The sequence below is a fragment of the Gluconobacter sp. R75690 genome, from assembly GCF_015244525.1.
In the GTDB taxonomy this organism is placed as follows: Bacteria; Pseudomonadota; Alphaproteobacteria; order Acetobacterales; family Acetobacteraceae; genus Gluconobacter; species Gluconobacter potus.
In genome coordinates this window covers 86,020-102,501 of the sequence record NZ_JABCQB010000009.1, presented here as the reverse complement: position 1 = coordinate 102,501, position 16,482 = coordinate 86,020, and the positions used below count along the sequence as shown (strand labels likewise).

The window sequence follows — 16,482 nt, the reverse complement described above, 5'->3', positions numbered from 1 at the left end:
TCTTGCCGCCATGCCGTTTAATACGACACCCTGTCCGGACCGTTTCAGAGGAGAGTGATGTTATGGACGTGACCGCCGCCATTGCGTTTGAAGCCGGCAGACCGCTGGAAATCGACACGGTTCAGCTTGAAGGCCCCCGCGACGGAGAAGTGCTGGTCGAGATCATGGCGACCGGGCTGTGCCATACCGACAAGTACACGCTCTCGGGTCAGGACCCTGAAGGGCTGTTTCCGGCCATTCTCGGGCATGAGGGTGCGGGCATCGTCCGGGAAGTCGGGGCCGGGGTCAAGCATCTCAAGCCCGGCGATCACGTCATTCCGCTCTATACGCCGGAGTGTCGGGAATGTCCGTCCTGCCTGTCGCGCAAGACCAATCTGTGTACGGCCATCCGCAGCACGCAGGGCAAGGGCGTGATGCCGGATGGCACATCCCGCTTCTCTTATAAAGGTCAGCCGATCCATCACTATATGGGCTGCTCGACCTTCGCGAATTTTACGGTTCTGCCGGAAATCGCACTGGCGAAGATCCGCTCCGACGCGCCGTTCGATAAGGTCTGCTATATCGGCTGCGGCGTGACGACCGGCATTGGCGCCGTGCTGTTCACCGCCAAGGTTGAGCCGGGATCGACCGTTGCGGTGTTCGGGCTGGGTGGCATCGGCCTCAACGTCATTCAGGGCGCAAAGATGGTCGGCGCCAACCGGATCATCGGCATCGACATCAATCCCGAGCGCGAGGCGATTGCCCGCAAGTTCGGCATGACGGATTTCGTGAACCCGAAGGACCTGGGGCCGGACGGGGATCTCGTCGGGCATCTGATCGAGATGACTGGTGGTGGCCTGGACTACACATTCGAGTGTGTCGGCAATCCGACCCTGATGCGTCAGGCGCTGGAGAGCGCGCATCGTGGCTGGGGCGTGTCCTGTGTCATCGGTGTGGCCGGGGCGGGACAGGAAATCAGCACACGTCCGTTCCAGCTCGTGACGGGACGCCGCTGGATCGGCTCGGCATTCGGTGGCGCGCGCGGGCGGACGGACGTGCCGAAGATCGTGGACTGGTACATGGAAGGCCGGATCGATATCGACGATCTCATCACCCACAAGCTCAAGCTCGCGGACATCAATCTGGGCTTCGACATGATGAGCCGCGGTGAGAGCATCCGTACTGTCGTGGAGTACTGAGCATGGCGGATATCGAGGTTCTGGCGCATCACGCCTGTTTTGATGGCTCCGTTCGGTTCATCCGGCACAATTCGGAGGCTCTGGGCGTTCCTGCGACGTTCGGGGTTTTCCTGCCCAAAGAGGCTCTGGCAGGGCAGAAAGTCCCCGTCATTCATCTGCTGGCCGGGCTGACCGCGACGCAGGAGACATTCCTCATCAAGGCCAACGCCATCCGCTTCGCCGCCGAACATGGCATTGCACTCGTCGCCCCGGATACGTCCCCGCGCCATACGGGTATCAAGGGCGAGGATGACAGTTACGATCTGGGATCGGGTGCTGGCTTCTATATCGACGCCACGTCCGAACCCTGGAGCCATCACTACCGGATGGAGACCTATGTCGGCGAGGAACTGCCCGCTCTGACGGAGCGGCTCTATCCGTTGGACGGCACCCGGCGCGGCATCATGGGACATTCCATGGGCGGGATGGGGGCGCTGCTTCAGGCTCTGAAATATCCCGATCGCTGGAAGACCGTCTCGGCTTTTGCGCCGATCTGCCATCCAAGCATTGTGCCCTGGGGGCAGAAGGCCTTCGATGCGTATTTCGGCGGCGATCCGGCGAAATGGCAGAGTTGCGACCCGACACTTCTGTTGCGCGCGAAGCATACCCATCCGTCCACCATTCTCGTGGATCAGGGGCTGATGGACCAGTATCTGGCGGATCTGTGCCCGGATGCGCTGGAGGGGGCCGCAAAGGAAGGCGGACAGTCCCTCGAACTCCGCCGTCATGCCGCGTATGATCATTCCTACTGGTTCGTGCAGAGTTTCATCGCGGACCATCTGATCCACCATGCCAAAGGGCTCTCTGCGTGAAGCGTTCCGTTCTTGCCGCTCTTTTCCTGCTGGGGGGCTGCGTCTCGCAGGTTCCGACCGGCCCTTCGATCACGCCCACGGCCCATACCGATTTCCGGCATGACACGCTCGCCCTGACTTGGCAGCCGGGGTTCTGCGCTTCGGGCGGTGGATGTGAATGGGACCAGACACATCGCATCTCGATCGGTCTGCACGGGCTTTGGGCCTCTGAGCCGCATGCTCTGGAAGCACAGGGCGTGCCGGTGCAGGAATGGTGGTCCAAGGGCTGTGATCTCTACGATCATAATGACACGCCGCCGCAGCTTCTGCCGACAACGGTTGAGGCGCTGCGTGGCGTCGTGCCGCATCTGAAGAAGCCGCTTTACGTGCATGAATACACCAAGCATGCGCGCTGCTTTGGCTATGATGCGGACCGCTTCTTCATCACGTCCATGGAAATGCGCGACCGGTTTGCGGCTTCGGCCTTCGGGTTGTGGCTGGCGCAACAGTCCGGATTTCAGGTCAACCGCGATGACATGCTGGCTACCTTCGTGCGTCTGATGAATGTTCGTGACAGCCGGGCGCTTCAGATCCGCTGCGAACCGGCCCATAACGGCCAGATGGTGCTGACGCAGCTCTGGTTCACGCTGGACCCGAAGAAGCTGTCGCGTTTCCCCTATGAAGGCGCCTATCTGTCCTCACCGGACGACCAGAACGGCTGCCCGGCCACATTCCTCGTGCCGGGCTGGACGGCGCCGTCTGCGGCTGATCAGCGGCCGTAAAGCTCTTCGGCGCTGATTTCGGGCTGCGAGGTATCGCGCAGCCCGTCCGGCGTTACCCCGTGATAGAAACAGCTCCGCCGACCGGTGTGGCAGGCTACGCCGGTCTGGTCGACAATCATGAGAACGGCATCCATGTCGCAGTCGAGCCGGGCTTCGATAAGCTTCTGCTGTTGGCCCGAGGTCTCCCCCTTGCGCCACAGCTTCTGGCGGCTGCGCGACCAGTAACAGACACGGCCCGTCAGGAGTGTCTCGCGCAGGGCATCCGCATTCATCCAGGCCAGCATCAGTACCACGCCATCCGGCGCCTGCGCGAGCGCGGAAATCAGGCCGTTCGCGTCGAACTTCACCTGCGCGATGATGTCATCGACAATGGACGGGGTGGGGGGAACATAGGTCACGAACGCATCTCCTCAGGAAACCAGACGGGCCAGACTACAGAAAGCGGCTGCCCATTGCATGTCAGGTCCGATGCGGACCAGGCGTCACGTCGCAGCATGGCGAGCGCCCGATTACCGCTGCGGGAGCGGATGTCGCCCACTTCACGCTCACCGGAAACGACGATGCCGCCTTCGTCGGGGAAGGTGCCCTCCGACAGGGCGACGGGCAGCAGGCGGCGTTTGACGAGGCCGCGGTAATGGGTGCGGGCGGTGAGTTCCTGCCCCATATAGCAGCCCTTTTTCCAGGACACGCCGTGCAGCAGATCCATGTCGGCTTCGAGTGCCAGTGTCTGCTCGCTCTCGAAATCCATGACGTCCGGCAGACCCAGCGTCAGACGTCGTTCCAGAAATGCGGCGGGCGTTTCACCCCCCTGAGCGGGTTCCGTCACGACCGCCCGCCATCCAGCCCCCTCGCATCGCGGGTCTGGGGCACTCGTGAGGACGGTTTCCGGAACCGCGCGGCCTTCAGCGCCCGTGATGATCTGCAACGGCGTGTTCTCAATCTGCACGTCCGCGCGCAGACGGAAGCGGGAGAGGCGCTTGGCGAGCATTTCCGCGTGATCGGCCGGACAGTCCATCAGGATGCGGTCAGGCGTGGCATACAGGAAGAATTCGCTCAGCCAGCGCCCCTGTGGCGTGAGCAGGGCGCTCCAGACGGCTGTCGTGTCCGTCAGGTGCTGGACGTCATTGGTGACGAGCCCCTGAAGAAAGCTGGCGCGGTCCGTTCCCGTAAATGACAGGACGGCGCGGTGAGAAAGATATTCGTGCATATGAGACACCGCTGTTCCGACAGCTTCCAGCAAAACCACCCTGCTGGAAAAGCGCCCGACCATAGCGGGCAAATCCGTCATCCGCCATCTCTGCGTCGGGACGGAATGACTGGGAAGCCCTCCCACGGATTATGTGAAAATGGTAAATTTCTGATGTGAGGGCATGTTTCAGTTCGTGGCTGCGGGTTGCAGTCTGGTAATAGTCGGAGGATATTGTTTTATCGCGGTAGTATGGCCCTGTTCCGCGAACCCGTCTCTGTCCGGAGTGAAAGAACGTTGTCAGCCGCAGAAATCGTGGACCCCACCCAGAGCCCTGCCAGCGACCGCCGCCGGATCTTCCAGATCCTGGGTCCTCTCGTGGGCGTGCTTCTGGTCATCGCGGCGATTACGGGCATCAGCCTTCACAATTACCAGACGACCCGCAAGGGCGCGATTTCGCTCTCCAACGATCTTCTGCGCAGCCAGCAGCGCTACGTGACGCAGGAGGTCAGCGACTATCTGGCCCCGGCCTCCATTGGTGCCCTGATCGCGCAGGACATGTTCCGCGATCCGCTGACCAACGTCACGCCTGACACGTTCATGCTCTACGGACGCTCCATCCTGACGCATACGCCGCAGGTGGACAGCTTCTATATCGCGAACGATCAGGGCCAGTTCTGGATGATCACGCGCCACGGTCAGGACGGGTTCGAGCAGACCCATTTCCAGACCGATGACGGCAAGCAGGTCTATCATCACGTCTATACAGACAAGGACGGCAACGTTACGGGCGAGAGCTCGGATCCGGCAGAGGGCTATAATGTCGTCACGCGCCCGTGGTTCGCAAAAGCCGTCAAGCATCAGAACGACCCGGAACGGCAGCTCCACTGGACCGACCCCTACGCCTATATTTCGACGCATCAGTTCATCATCACGGCTTCGCTCGCCTTTGATGGACATGACGGGCACAAATCGGTCTTTGCGATCAACATTTCGCTGAACCAGCTGACCTCGTTCCTCAATAAACTTCAGGTCGGGCGCAGCGGACAGGCGGTGATCGTGGACATGCACGGCCAGATCATCGCCGGGCACAATGTCGCGGCCGGCCAGGATCCGAAGACCTTCGATCCGGGGAATGTGTTCCTTGATCCCAAGACGCAGCCCGTCTTTATCCATGCGCTCAACCGTTTCCGTATCAAGGGGCCGGGCACGGGCGTGGTGCAGGCGCGGGGCAAGAATTACGTCACCATCGCCTCCGAACTGCCGTTTGTGCACCGGCACTGGGTGCTGCTGCTGAATGCGCCGGAAAGTGATTTTGCCGATTTTGCCCAGACGGCCCGGCGGCAGAATATCGGGTTTTCGCTGCTGGTCGTCGGACTGGCCTCGGTGCTGGCGCTCGCGCTGGTCGCGCAGGGGCGGCATGTGGAACGTCTGAGAAAGCGGCTCCAGCGGGGGCGGGATCAGGTCAAGGCGGAGAATGCCTCGCTTCTGGAAATTGCCAGCACGCCGGACCTGTTCGATCCCGCGCATGAAGTGCCGATCCTGACCGAGGCCCTGACGGCGCGGACCAGCGCGCGGCGTGCCAGTCTGTGGCGCCTGCTGCCGGATGGGGACCGTCTGCTCTGCGAGGATGCTTTTGATCCGTCGCGTGACGTGCATAGCACGGGCGTCGAGATCAGCCGGCGGGACAATGGTAAGCTGTTCGAGGCTCTGGACGAGGGGCATACCCTGTCGATCGCGGATGCTTCGCAGGACGAGCGCACCCAGAACTTCCAGCGTGTCATCATGCGGGCCGTGGGGGCGAACACGCTGCTGTTCCAGCCGGTCCGCAACGCGCACAAGACCGTTGGCGTGATCGTGCTGGAAGATCCGGGGCAACCGGAGACGATGGAGCACATTATCGCCATCGTGGGCTCCATCGTGGCCCTGCGCTTTGCCAAGCCGTTCGATGCGGCGGAGGGCGAGGGTGGTTCCGGTCTGGCGATACCGACCGAAAAGCATGATACGCGGTTCGACGAGGGCTTTCTTCTGGAGCCTTCGGCCACGGCCGGTGAGCCGGTTGCGGCGGGTGTGTATCCGCAGGTTCCGGTTATGGTCATTTCCTTCGTGGACCCTTATGCGCCGGACCGTGACAGCATCGCGCGCGCCATGAACGTCATCCGCACACTCAGTCTGGAAATCCAGAAAATCGCGCGTGACAGCGGGCTGTTCTCCGTTCAGGTCGTGAGCAACCGGCTTGTCCTCGTGGGCGGCTGTTCGCAGACGCCGGACCCGTCCGCGGCTGTCCGGCTGGCGGACGCGGCGGTCTCGATCCGCGAGGCCTGCCTGTCCTCGCTGGCCGCGGCGGATCTGGACCCCGTGTTCCGGATCGGCATGGATGTCGGTTCGGTCATGGCATCGGAGCTCGGAGAAGGGCCTTCGGTCTTCAATATCTGGGGCGATGCGCTCAATGGTGCCGAGTTGCTGACCGGAAGCGCACCGGATGCGGGGACGATCCAGGTGTCCGAACAGGCTTATATGATCCTGCGGGAACATTTCCTCTTCCGTGAGAGGGGAATGTTCTACCTGCCCCATAGCGGAATTACCCGCAGCTTCATTCTGGCGGGCCGTCGATGAAAGTGCTGCGCAATCTCGACCGGATCACGATGGTCCGGAGCATGCTGGTGCATCTGGGATATTTCTCCCGCACGCAGATGCGCTTTACGCTCATGATGATCGGTGCTGGCTGGGGCATCATGCGCGAGGCGACGCGGCTGACGACCTGGCGGCGGACGGTGCGGATCGAATTCTGGGCCTCCCTGCATCAGGCCGTGGGCGGCGGCATTCTCAGCACGCTGGTGACGGCGGCGCTGACGGGTTTCGGCATCGTGGCGCAGACTGTCTACTGGCTCGGCTTTGCGGGCATGGCACAGATGACGGGCTCCATCCTCTCCACGGTTCTGGTGCGTGAGATCGCCCCGGTTCTGGTGGGTGTGATCCTGCTGGGCCGGTCGGGGATGCTGATGCTGACCGAACTCGGCACGCTCACGACGGGTGGGCAGATGCGTGCCATGACGGGGATGGGGATCGATCCGTTCATCTCGTTCCTGGTGCCGCGCAGCCTCGCCATGACGATCAGCGGCTTCACGCTTGGTGTTATTTTCAGCATGACGGCCCTTCTGGTCGGCTATGCCGTCTGTCGTGTCGAGGATGCGATCACGATGCCGATCTGGGCGTTTCTGGATCAGGTGGTCAGCAGCGTGAAGCCGATCGACTATTTTGTGATCCCGGCCAAGTTCATTTTCAGCGGTTATGCCGTGGGCGTATGCTCGTGCCTGTCCGGCATGGATGTCACCACCGAGGACGACCTGTCGAGCATGCTGCCGCGCGGGTTTGCGCGCGGGATGCTGTCCATCATGGTCATCAACGTCGTTTTCAGCGTGTGCTTCGATGGCTGAGACTGACGACGTTTTCCCCAACTCCCTGGATGCCCGGCTGGAGTTGCTGGACGCCAAGCCGCAGTTCGATGAGAGCGGTCTGGTGTCGAGCCGCTACAACCTGCGTCTCAACGCTGGCGAATGTGCCTTGATCGAGTGCCGGGATATGGGACAGGCGGCACTGTTTGCCGATATGTGCGTTGGTCTCATTCCGCTGGGCGATGGTCATGTCCGCTGCATGGGGCTGGACTGGGCCGATCTTGATGAACGGCGCAGCAACGCGCTGCGGGGCCGGATCGGGCGGGTCGTGATGACGGGTGGATGGGTGGACCTGTACGGGACCCATATGAACATCCTGTGGCCACAACTGCACCATACACGTATCCCGATCGACAGGCTTCAGTCGCAGGCCGTGCATCTTGCCGTCCGGCTCGGGCTGCCGGGTCTTCCGGTGATCCCGCCGAACCGCCTGTCGGCCATGGACCGCCAGCGTGCGGCCTGTGTGCGGGCCATGATGGGCGAGCCGGCGCTTCTGCTGCTGGAGCATCCGATGGAAGGGGCCTCGGTCAGTCTGATGGATGCGTTCCTGTCTCTCGTGACTGATCTGCGGGACCGGGGATGTGCGGTTGTGTGGATGGCTCCGGATGAAAGCGGGTGGGGGGATTATGCGTCCGACGCCACCATCCGCCTGCGCCTTTATGATGACGGACTGTTTTCGATGCGAGGTTCCTGATGTTTCGCGTACGCCAGACCGAAACCGCCCGTCCGCTCTTTCAGAACCGCTATGCGGATGAATGGGTCGGGCTGCTTGTCCTTGCCGCGATCGTCATGTTCTCGGTCGCTGTCGTGGAGGCCGGTTTCCTGCGCCAGTGGCTGACGCCGGAAAAGAAACTGCATTTCGTCCTGCCCGAAAGCGGCGTGGCCGGACTTGCGATCGGCAATGATATCGAGGTCATGGGGGTTCATGCAGGTGAAATCCGGCGCCTCAAGCTCAATGAGACGGGCCGGATGTATGCGGAAGGGGATCTGGACCCGCAGTTCGCCAACTTCATCCGGCAGGACAGCACGGCTATCATCCGCCATCGCCTGATCGTGGCGGGCGCAAGTTACATTGAGCTGGGCCGTGGCAAGGGCAAGCCGCTCGACTGGGATTATGCGGTCCTTCAGGCGACGGTCGAGGCCAACCCGGCGGATGTGATCACCCAGACCGTCATGGATCTGCGCAACAAGCTCGTACCGGCCATGAACAACGTCCAGCTCATTACCACCCAGGTCAACGATATGCTGACCGACATGCGAAAAGGGCAGGGCACGATCGGCGGACTGCTGGTCAAGGATGACGTGCTCGACAAGGCCAATGCTGCGCTGGCTCATCTCGATGCTGTCATCGCGGATCTCAGACCCATTGAAAAACAGGCAGGCGGCGTCATGACGAAGGTGGATGGAACGATGGCCAATGCCAGGGCCGCTACGGCCAGCCTGCGTCAGAGCATGCCGCAGGTGCAGCAGACCGTGGCCCATGCCAATACGGCCACCGCGCAGCTTCCAGCCCTTCTGGCTCAGGCGGAGGCGAGTGCGAGCAGTCTGCGCAAGCTGACGGATCAGCTGCGCGGGTTGTGGCTGCTGGGCGGTGGGGGCAGCAAGCAGGAGCCCTCGCGTCGTCTGCCGGCGCAGGCGGTGCGGCCATGAGGCGCGTTCTTCTGGCCTGTACGGGCCTGATGGTCCTGACGCTGGGCGGCTGCTCGTCTTCGACCGAGACGAAGGGGCCAAAGCCCGATCAGTCTTATGAAGACGCTATGGATACCGGCAAGAGCGTCTATGGCATCGGTCAGGCCACACAGGCCGAGGCCCAGTACCGGACCGCGATGGACCGTGCTCTGATGCGCGATGATGCGGCGTCCATTCATGAGGCCGGTTTCAATCTGGCGACAGTCCTGCTGGCAGAAGACGAGCCGCAGAAAGCCCTGCAAAGTCTTGGCGAGACCGAAGCCGCGCTCAGTCTGCGTGGTGTTTCGGATACATCCGACCTGGCCGTGATCCGCGCGGCCGCCTTGTACAGGCTTCGTGACACGGTGTTCGCCTCGCAGGCGGTGGGCCGCGCGCTTCAGTCTCCGGATATGGGAATCCGTGAACGGGCGCTTTACCTGTCAGGTCTGATCGCAGCGGATCTGAGGCAGGATACGGTTCTGGCCCAGCGCGTGAATGATCTGGCGGCATTTCGTGAAACCAGCGCGCAGGTTGACCGGCAGGAACTGACGGCCCGTCTGAACCTGCTGCGCGGTCAGCCTGAACTGGCCAGCAGCGAGGCGCTGTCGGTTGTGAAAAGCCGCCGTGATGCGCTGGATTATCGCGGGATGCGCCGTGCGCTCACCCTGGCGGCGGATGCGGCCGAGGCGACGGGGCATCAGCCACAGGCTGCAGCCCTTCGCCAGCAGGAAAAAATCAGCGAGCAGGTGGCGGCAAAGCAGGCTGGAGACGATGGGGCCGCGCCCAAGGATAGTGCGTCTGAAAAACCGGCACCCGGAAAGGTTACGGTGCAGGTTCGTGGAACTCCGGTCGATCAGTCAGGTCTCGGCGCATCCAACTGAATGAGCACAGGCGTCAGAACTCATAGTCCATGGGGCCTGACGCCTGTTGGTAACGTCTGTCAGAACTGTCCGCGGGTATTGCCTGCACGCTTGGCATCCTCTTCACACATATACGTCCCATGGGCCGTAGCGCCGTACCAGAAGCTGCCCTGAACGTGATAGACATGCGTCGCGGTGTTGACCCAGACCTGATTGCAGGTCTCGCTGTTCGTGCGGTCTGCTGCCTGTGTGACCTGGGTTTTCTCGCCTGAAGTCGTGCTGGCGACGGCATTTTCAACCTTGGGCTCCTGCGCGAGGGCTGTGCCGCCCAGAAGTCCAAGAACGAAAAAAGAAGCAAGCATCGTTTTCATGCGGAAAGTCCCTTGGCTGTAATCCTTGTGGGCTTTCAGGTTATGTAAATGAATATTTATACTCAAATCACGAACGGGTAATTTCTGAATTGTGGAATAACGTTTCTGTTAAATCACAAGTAACGGATCTGTCATCGGTGACTTTGTTTTACAGGTTTCCGAGGACCTTGAGGCCGACCAGTGTTGCGTTCGGAATGACCGAGGTCTGGCCGGGGCGCATCATGTATTCAAATTCCGGCTGCAACACGAGACCCGGCCGGATGGGCACGCCATAATAGGCTTCCAGAATGGCGGAATGGGTTTGTGGGCCGTTGACGAACGCTCCCATGGACATGCCCGCAAGCTGTCTCAGGCGCTGGCCGAGCGTGATGGCGGGGCTCATTTGATAATAGGAATACATCACGCCGAAACGGTCGAACGGTCTGTGGGGGATAATGCCGAGCAGGGATGCGCCGACATAGACCTGATCCGAGAATGTCGAAACGCTGGGCGTGTTGTGTACATAACCGGCGAGGATGTATCCGCCAGCCATCTGGTGCTGTCCGCCCTTGCGATACACCATCTGGTCTGCCTCGATATAGAACGTGTCGCGCGGTTTGGTGGCGTCATGGAAGACCTCCTTCGCGAACATCGCCGGAATGGTCCCGAGCCGATCCGCATAAGGGGATGTGTCGTGCGCGAAGCCGAGCTTGTAATGGCCTGGCAGGTTATCTGGACCGATAAAGGGCTCCCAGGTCAGTTCGATCGGAAGCATGATGCCCGTCGATTTTTCACTGCCCCAGGCCCAGCCGCTGGGATTTTCCGTCAGTGCGCCGACCCTGTAGACGCCGGTTCGCAGGGTCAGGTCCCGTGTGGGTTTGAAACGCACAGTGCCGCCCCAGTTGGCTTTCGGATAGACGCTCCAGCCCTCATCGGCCTTGATGGCGGGGGGCGCGGAGCATTGAACCATGAACGTGCAGAGCAGCACGGACGTCGCATAGGTATGCGTCAGCGTGATGCGGCCGATATTGATGTTGAGGCGGTTGTTGAAAAACGATTTTTCAAGATAGATGTCCGCCAGATGGGCCGCCGCATGACCCGAGAGGCTGTAGACCTCGCTCAGCAGGATATGGTGATCCCCGACATGGTCGTAGGACACTTCGCGGCCCGCGCGCTCCATCATTACCGCATGCAGGATCCAGCCATCCAGTCCGAGCAGCCGCCCCAGATCCCATCGCGTATTGAAGGTCAGTTCATGGGCGTAGGACATGCCCTTGCTGATGCCGCCGCCCACATTCGCCATGGCTTCTCCCTTGTAGGAGAACTCGAAGCTGAAGCCACGCTCAGCAAGCCAGTTCCGGTAGGGCGAAAGCTGGGGCGCAATATGACCGAAGGCTTCTGCTGGCACGTAATAACCGGCCGTAAGATCGCTGCGCCGCAGGGCATCATCATTGCGGTTGAGTAGCGACGAGATGCTCTCCGTGTCGAAAATTGCGCCCAGATGGTCGGCGGATGGCGCGGGCGGATGCGGATGGTGGGCTAGGGCTTTCTGGGCTGGTGGTAGCGCGACAGCCGATGCCGTGGAGGGCAACTGGCGGGGCGTCGCAGGGAGAACGTTCTGTGGAGCAGTCGCTGCTGTATCCTGAGCATGAACGGTCAGTGGAAGGGTGCCAATAGCTGAAAGAATATTAATCTGCAGGAATATTTTTAAAAAATACTTACAAGACATTTTGGTATTCTTTCCTGAGATCATAGTAAATATAGAGTATTATTTTAAATATAGTGCACGAAAACAGAAAGAAAAATGAACGTGCAGGGTGTGTTTGTAGCGTTTCATGGAAAGATAAAGTCCTTAATGAAGAAAATTCCCAATCACATAATCCGGAATTTTCTTCACTAAATAAAAAAGTATAATTTATTGTCGGGAATTTACGCGGCTGTTTCGCAACTTAAAGGATGGCTGAAACAACTTTTCCGAAGACCGAATTGGTACGGATTCAGGATGCTGTTGACTGGATCAGGACCTGTTCAGGCCTGATGGCGCTCACGCTCGATGAGGGCCAGGCCTTCGGCGACCGAGACGAATTCTGATCCGCCGTCCACACGCTCCGCCCCGAAACGGCGGTCGAACAGATCGCGGACAGCAGGCACGAAGGACGTGCCCCCGGTCAGGAAGACCCGGTCGATATCGTCCGGCCCAAGCCCGGCCTGAACCATGGCGTCTTCGATGGCGTCGTCCAGCCGCGCCAGATCAGGCGCAATCCAGCTTTCGAAATCCGCGCGGGTGATGGTTTCTTCGATCTTCAGATCGCGGTGAATGAAGCGCAGGATGGTGCTGTCCTGACGCGACAGGTCACTTTTGGCCTGTCCGACCGCGCGATAGAGATTCTGTCCTTCCTGATCCTCGATCAGGCGCAGCAGACTGCGAAGTTTTTCCGGCTCGGACGATGTCTTGGCCACGTCGGCGATGTCCCGCAGGGTCTGGGGCGTGCGCATCAGGGACAGGCGGTGCCAGCGGCCGAGGCTTGCGAACCATTCGGCAGGGACGGGCAGGGGCTGGCCGCCCATGACGCGATAGGTCGCATCGCGCCCCAGAGCCGGGGCGACTGCATGGCTGATGATGCGGTAGTCGAACTGGTCTCCGGCGATGCCGACACCTGAATGGCCGAGTGTGGTGACGCGTGGGCTGCCCTGCGGGTCGAAGCGCATGACCGAGAAATCGCTGGTACCGCCGCCGAAATCGCCGACGAGAACGGTTGCCGGGCTGTCCAGACGCTGCATGAAGCGCCAGCCTGCGCCTTCGGGTTCGAGGACGATATTGGGCTCGGGAAAGCCTGCTTCCAGAAAGCTTTCGCACAGCCGAGCCACACCAAGTGTGTCATCAGCCAGCTCGCCCGCAAAGCGCACGGGACGGCCGATCGTAGCACTCACATCGCTCGGGTTCAGTCCGGCTTTGTCCATGAGCGACGTCAGAAAGCGCGCGATCAGCGCTTCGAGCGTCATGACGCTGCTGAAAACCCGCGTCTCGCGGAAAGACCCCTGCGCAAGATAGGTCTTCATGGACATGATGAGGCGGCTCTCGGCCGGATCGTCCAGATAGGCCTCGATGGCATCCAGCCCGATCGCATCCTTCATGACGCGGCGTCGCTCTTCCTGATCCATCCACAGGCAGAGCAGTGTGCGACAGGTTTCGCTGGTGGGGTGGTCCGTGAACACGAAGCGGGCAGGGTGTGTGTTACCGTTTTCATCGGCGATCACGACCACGCTGTTGGTGGTGCCGAAGTCAATTCCGACGCGGATTTTGGTCTGGTTGTGTCCGGGCGCCGTCATTGGTTCTGCTTTCTTCCGGTTTGGGCAAAGGGCGTGGGTTTAGGGAAGAAGCGGGCAAAGGCCAAGCATAAAAAAGGGGAAGCGCCCTTTCGAACGCTTCCCCTTTCAGGCGTGGACCGAAGATCAGGAGACGGCCATCTCGCAGACGGCTTCTTCCGTCACGGCCGGGCGCATCGTGCCCATCTCGGCTTCGGACTGCACCATGGGCGACATGCCGAGCGCGGACAGGAGCTGCCGGTCGCGGTGTTCGGCCGGGTTCGGCGTGGTCAGGAGCTTTTCGCCACAGAAGATCGAGTTCGCCCCCGCCAGGAAGCACAGCGCATGGGCTTCATCCGTCATGTTCTCGCGGCCTGCGGCGAGGCGGACATGGCTTTCCGGCATCATGATGCGGGCCGTGGCGATGATGCGGACGAAGGTGATCGGATCGACGGCTTCGGCCTCACCCAGCGGGGTGCCTTCGACGCGGACGAGCAGGTTGATCGGCACGCTTTCGGGGTGCTTGGGCAGGTTGGCGAGCGTCATGAGCAGGCCGGCACGGTCGGACAGGTCCTCGCCCATGCCCACGATTCCGCCGCAGCAGACATTGATGCCCGCGTCCCGCACGTTCGAGAGCGTATCGAGGCGCTGCTGGTAGGTGCGGGTGGAAATGATGGAGCCGTAAAACTCTTCGGACGTGTCGAGGTTGTGGTTGTAGTAGTCCAGCCCCGCATTCTTGAGACGTTCGGTCTGCTGCGCGTCGAGCATTCCGAGTGTGACGCAGGTTTCCAGCCCCAGGGATTTTACGCCCTCGATCATTTCGCAGACGGTGTCGAGGTCATGATCCTTCGGTGTGCGCCAGGCTGCTCCCATGCAGAATCGGCCCGCACCGGCTTTCTTGGCAGCCCGTGCTTCCTTCATGACGGACTCCACGGCCATCAGGCGCTCGGCCTTGACGCTTTTTTCGTGCAGCGCGCTCTGCGGACAATAGGCGCAGTCTTCCGGGCAGCCGCCCGTCTTGATCGAAAGAAGCGTGGAAATCTGCACTTTCGTGGGGTCGAAGTACCGGCGGTGCAGGGTCTGTGCGCGGTACATCAGCTCCGGAAAAGGCAGGCTGATAAGGGCTTCGACTTCGTCGCGGGTCCAGTCGTGGCGGACGTCTGGCTTGGTCATGGTGGTGGCCGTCACGGATCAATCTCCAAGGGTTGCTGCATCACACCTACCCAAAATTGTCCCATCGTGTCATCTCATCGTCACTCTTGATGAGCCGGAAAACGGACGAGGTCGCAGAATGAAACACTGGCATATCGATCAGATGGACTGGAATTCCTTTGATCCTTCCCGCGTCGATCCCGAGATCATCCCCCTCGTGAAGGCGGCTTCCGTGGTGGAAAAGAACGGTCTCGACTACGCCCAGTATCTCCGTCGCGTCTTCGTGGGGGATCCGGATTTCAGCAAGGCGGCCGAGAACTGGGCCGTCGAGGAAGTGCAGCACGGGGATGCGCTTGGTCGCTGGGCCATGCTCGCTGATCCGTCCTGGGATTATGAAAAGGCGTTCGACCGCTACCGTGCGTCGTACCAGATCGATGCGGATGTGGACGCCTCGATCCGTGGCTCCCGCACGGGTGAACTGATCGCACGCTGTATGGTCGAGACCGGTACGTCGTCTTTCTACACGGCTCTGGCCGATGCGACGGACGAGCCATTGCTCAAAGCCATCTGCAAGCAGATCGCGGCCGACGAATACCGGCATTTCAAGCTGTTCTACGATCACATGCGCCGCTATCTGAAGCGCGAGAAGCTGGGCGTCTGGGCACGGACCCGGATTGCGCTGGGCCGCGTGACCGAGAGCGAGGACGACGAGCTGGCCTCGGCCTATCATACGACCAACGAACCGCCGGGCATGGCTTACGACCACCAGCGCTGCATCGCGGCCTACATGTCCAAGGCCATGGGCTTCTACAAGCCCAGACATATCGATCGGGTGACGGCGATGATCTTCAAGACCATCGGTTTCACGCCGCATTCGCGCTGGCAGAAGCTGGCTGCAAACCTGGTCTATCGTCTGATGCAGTGGCGCCGGAAGGTCTTCCAGAAGGCCGTGGAAGCCTGAGTCCGGAAACGAAACATTGGGATACTGAAAAAACGAGACGAAACGGGGCGGTTGTGCCATGAAAGGCAGCAGTTTTTCACCCTGCGTCCGGAGATCGAGATGACCGTTTCCGCCCTTTTCTCCCGTCGTGCCGTCTATGGGGCCACCCTGGCACTCTGTGCCGTCGGGCTGTATCAGTTTCCGGCCGCAAAGGCGGACCCCTATTCCCTGCCGATCGCCTCATCCGGGCCGGTCAAAACCGATATGCTCAGTCCTGCCACCCTGTCTGCCCAGCAGCTTGCCAAGCAGATTGGCTACGCGCAGTTCACCGCGCCCGACTGGCGTGTCGGTCTGGTCCGGCACATGGTGATGTTCCGCTATACCAAGGACTCAACCACCGCCCAGCGCGCGGAAGTGTCGGGCCGTTTCCTGCATCTGGTGCAGGACAGCCGTCGCGCTGACGGAAAGCCGGTCGTCGCCAGTATTGAAACCGGTTTCCAGAGCAGCGGGGAAGGGGCTGATGCCGGTCTGCAGCAGGCGTTTCTCGTGACGTTCCGGTCCGAAGGTGACCGGAACTATTATGTCGGCAAGCCGGTCTTGACGGACCCGGCGTTTTTTGATCCGGCCCACGAGGCCTTCAAGGAATTCGCTGCTCCGTATCTCGAGAAAGTTGTCGCTTTCGATTATACGGTTGCGGCTGCCGTTACATCTGCCGGGGCCGATCCGAAGGCGAAAAAGACGCGTCACTCCCGCTGATTATAGAACTGACCTAACC

Annotated in this window: 16 protein-coding genes; 10 read left to right on the top strand and 6 right to left on the bottom strand. The window is 60.9% G+C overall.

Annotated features, from left to right (window positions below):
- Nucleotides 1–62: 62 nt before the first annotated feature.
- From HKD27_RS11615 to HKD27_RS11605, 3 genes are read left to right on the top strand one after another with little or no spacing between them, the layout of a single operon-like run.
- Nucleotides 63–1,178 (top strand): S-(hydroxymethyl)glutathione dehydrogenase/class III alcohol dehydrogenase, encoded by a 1,116-nt coding sequence (locus HKD27_RS11615; RefSeq protein ID WP_194689602.1) that lies wholly within the window; start codon nt 63–65, stop codon nt 1,176–1,178.
- A 2-nt stretch (nt 1,179–1,180) separates the two neighbouring features.
- Entirely contained in the window at nt 1,181–2,029 is an 849-nt protein-coding gene (fghA, locus tag HKD27_RS11610; RefSeq protein WP_194689603.1) for an S-formylglutathione hydrolase, read from the top strand.
- The gene (locus HKD27_RS11605) at nt 2,026–2,790 is read left to right on the top strand and encodes a ribonuclease T2 family protein (RefSeq protein WP_062496780.1); all 765 of its coding nucleotides are present in this window, start codon (nt 2,026–2,028) and stop codon (nt 2,788–2,790) included. Before fghA ends, HKD27_RS11605 begins: the two co-directional genes overlap by 4 nt.
- On the opposite strand, the gene hisI is transcribed toward HKD27_RS11605, so the two are convergent.
- Together hisI and HKD27_RS11595 are read right to left on the bottom strand one after the other, a co-directional pair.
- A complete protein-coding gene (gene hisI, locus HKD27_RS11600) occupies nt 2,778–3,188 on the bottom strand; it encodes a phosphoribosyl-AMP cyclohydrolase (RefSeq protein WP_194689604.1) in 411 nt (136 codons plus the stop codon). The two genes, HKD27_RS11605 and hisI, sit on opposite strands and share 13 nt — an antisense overlap.
- Entirely contained in the window at nt 3,185–3,997 is an 813-nt protein-coding gene (locus tag HKD27_RS11595; protein WP_194689605.1) for a folate-binding protein YgfZ, read from the bottom strand. Before HKD27_RS11595 ends, hisI begins: the two co-directional genes overlap by 4 nt.
- Nucleotides 3,998–4,273: 276 nt before the next feature.
- Between HKD27_RS11595 and HKD27_RS11590 the strand changes: the two genes are divergently transcribed.
- The 5 genes from HKD27_RS11590 to HKD27_RS11570 are packed head-to-tail and all read left to right on the top strand — an operon-like array spanning nt 4,274 to nt 9,980.
- Nucleotides 4,274–6,592 (top strand): cache domain-containing protein, encoded by a 2,319-nt coding sequence (locus HKD27_RS11590; protein WP_194689606.1) that lies wholly within the window; start codon nt 4,274–4,276, stop codon nt 6,590–6,592.
- Nucleotides 6,589–7,413, top strand: a complete 825-nt coding sequence (locus tag HKD27_RS11585) for an ABC transporter permease (RefSeq protein WP_062496776.1) — start codon at nt 6,589–6,591, stop codon at nt 7,411–7,413. The genes HKD27_RS11590 and HKD27_RS11585 overlap by 4 nt, the downstream gene beginning before the upstream one ends.
- Nucleotides 7,406–8,125, top strand: a complete 720-nt coding sequence (locus HKD27_RS11580) for a hypothetical protein (protein ID WP_062496774.1) — start codon at nt 7,406–7,408, stop codon at nt 8,123–8,125. Before HKD27_RS11585 ends, HKD27_RS11580 begins: the two co-directional genes overlap by 8 nt.
- On the top strand, nt 8,125–9,081 hold the full coding sequence (locus HKD27_RS11575) for an MlaD family protein (protein ID WP_011253539.1): 957 nt from the start codon (nt 8,125–8,127) through the stop codon (nt 9,079–9,081). The genes HKD27_RS11580 and HKD27_RS11575 overlap by 1 nt, the downstream gene beginning before the upstream one ends.
- Nucleotides 9,078–9,980, top strand: a complete 903-nt coding sequence (locus tag HKD27_RS11570) for a hypothetical protein (protein WP_194689607.1) — start codon at nt 9,078–9,080, stop codon at nt 9,978–9,980. Before HKD27_RS11575 ends, HKD27_RS11570 begins: the two co-directional genes overlap by 4 nt.
- A gap of 59 nt (nt 9,981–10,039) precedes the next feature.
- On the opposite strand, the gene HKD27_RS11565 is transcribed toward HKD27_RS11570, so the two are convergent.
- The 4 genes from HKD27_RS11565 to bioB all read right to left on the bottom strand — a co-directional run bounded on the left by HKD27_RS11565 (nt 10,040) and on the right by bioB (nt 14,803).
- Entirely contained in the window at nt 10,040–10,321 is a 282-nt protein-coding gene (locus HKD27_RS11565; protein WP_228120317.1) for a hypothetical protein, read from the bottom strand.
- 157 nt (nt 10,322–10,478) lie between these two features.
- Nucleotides 10,479–12,062, bottom strand: coding sequence for a carbohydrate porin (locus HKD27_RS11560; RefSeq protein ID WP_194689608.1), 1,584 nt, complete (start codon nt 12,060–12,062; stop codon nt 10,479–10,481).
- 275 nt (nt 12,063–12,337) lie between these two features.
- Nucleotides 12,338–13,639, bottom strand: a complete 1,302-nt coding sequence (locus HKD27_RS11555; protein ID WP_194689609.1) for an Hsp70 family protein — start codon at nt 13,637–13,639, stop codon at nt 12,338–12,340.
- A gap of 123 nt (nt 13,640–13,762) precedes the next feature.
- Nucleotides 13,763–14,803 carry a biotin synthase BioB gene (gene bioB / locus HKD27_RS11550; protein ID WP_194689610.1) on the bottom strand — a complete coding sequence of 347 codons (1,041 nt, stop codon included), beginning with the start codon at nt 14,801–14,803 and terminating at the stop codon, nt 13,763–13,765.
- 103 nt (nt 14,804–14,906) lie between these two features.
- Between bioB and HKD27_RS11545 the strand changes: the two genes are divergently transcribed.
- Both HKD27_RS11545 and HKD27_RS11540 read left to right on the top strand, forming a co-directional pair.
- Nucleotides 14,907–15,728, top strand: coding sequence for an acyl-ACP desaturase (locus HKD27_RS11545; RefSeq protein WP_194689611.1), 822 nt, complete (start codon nt 14,907–14,909; stop codon nt 15,726–15,728).
- Nucleotides 15,729–15,827: 99 nt separating this feature from the next.
- Nucleotides 15,828–16,463: a Dabb family protein gene (locus tag HKD27_RS11540; protein ID WP_194689612.1), complete on the top strand. Its 636-nt coding sequence runs from the start codon at nt 15,828–15,830 to the stop codon at nt 16,461–16,463.
- Nucleotides 16,464–16,482 lie beyond the last annotated feature (19 nt).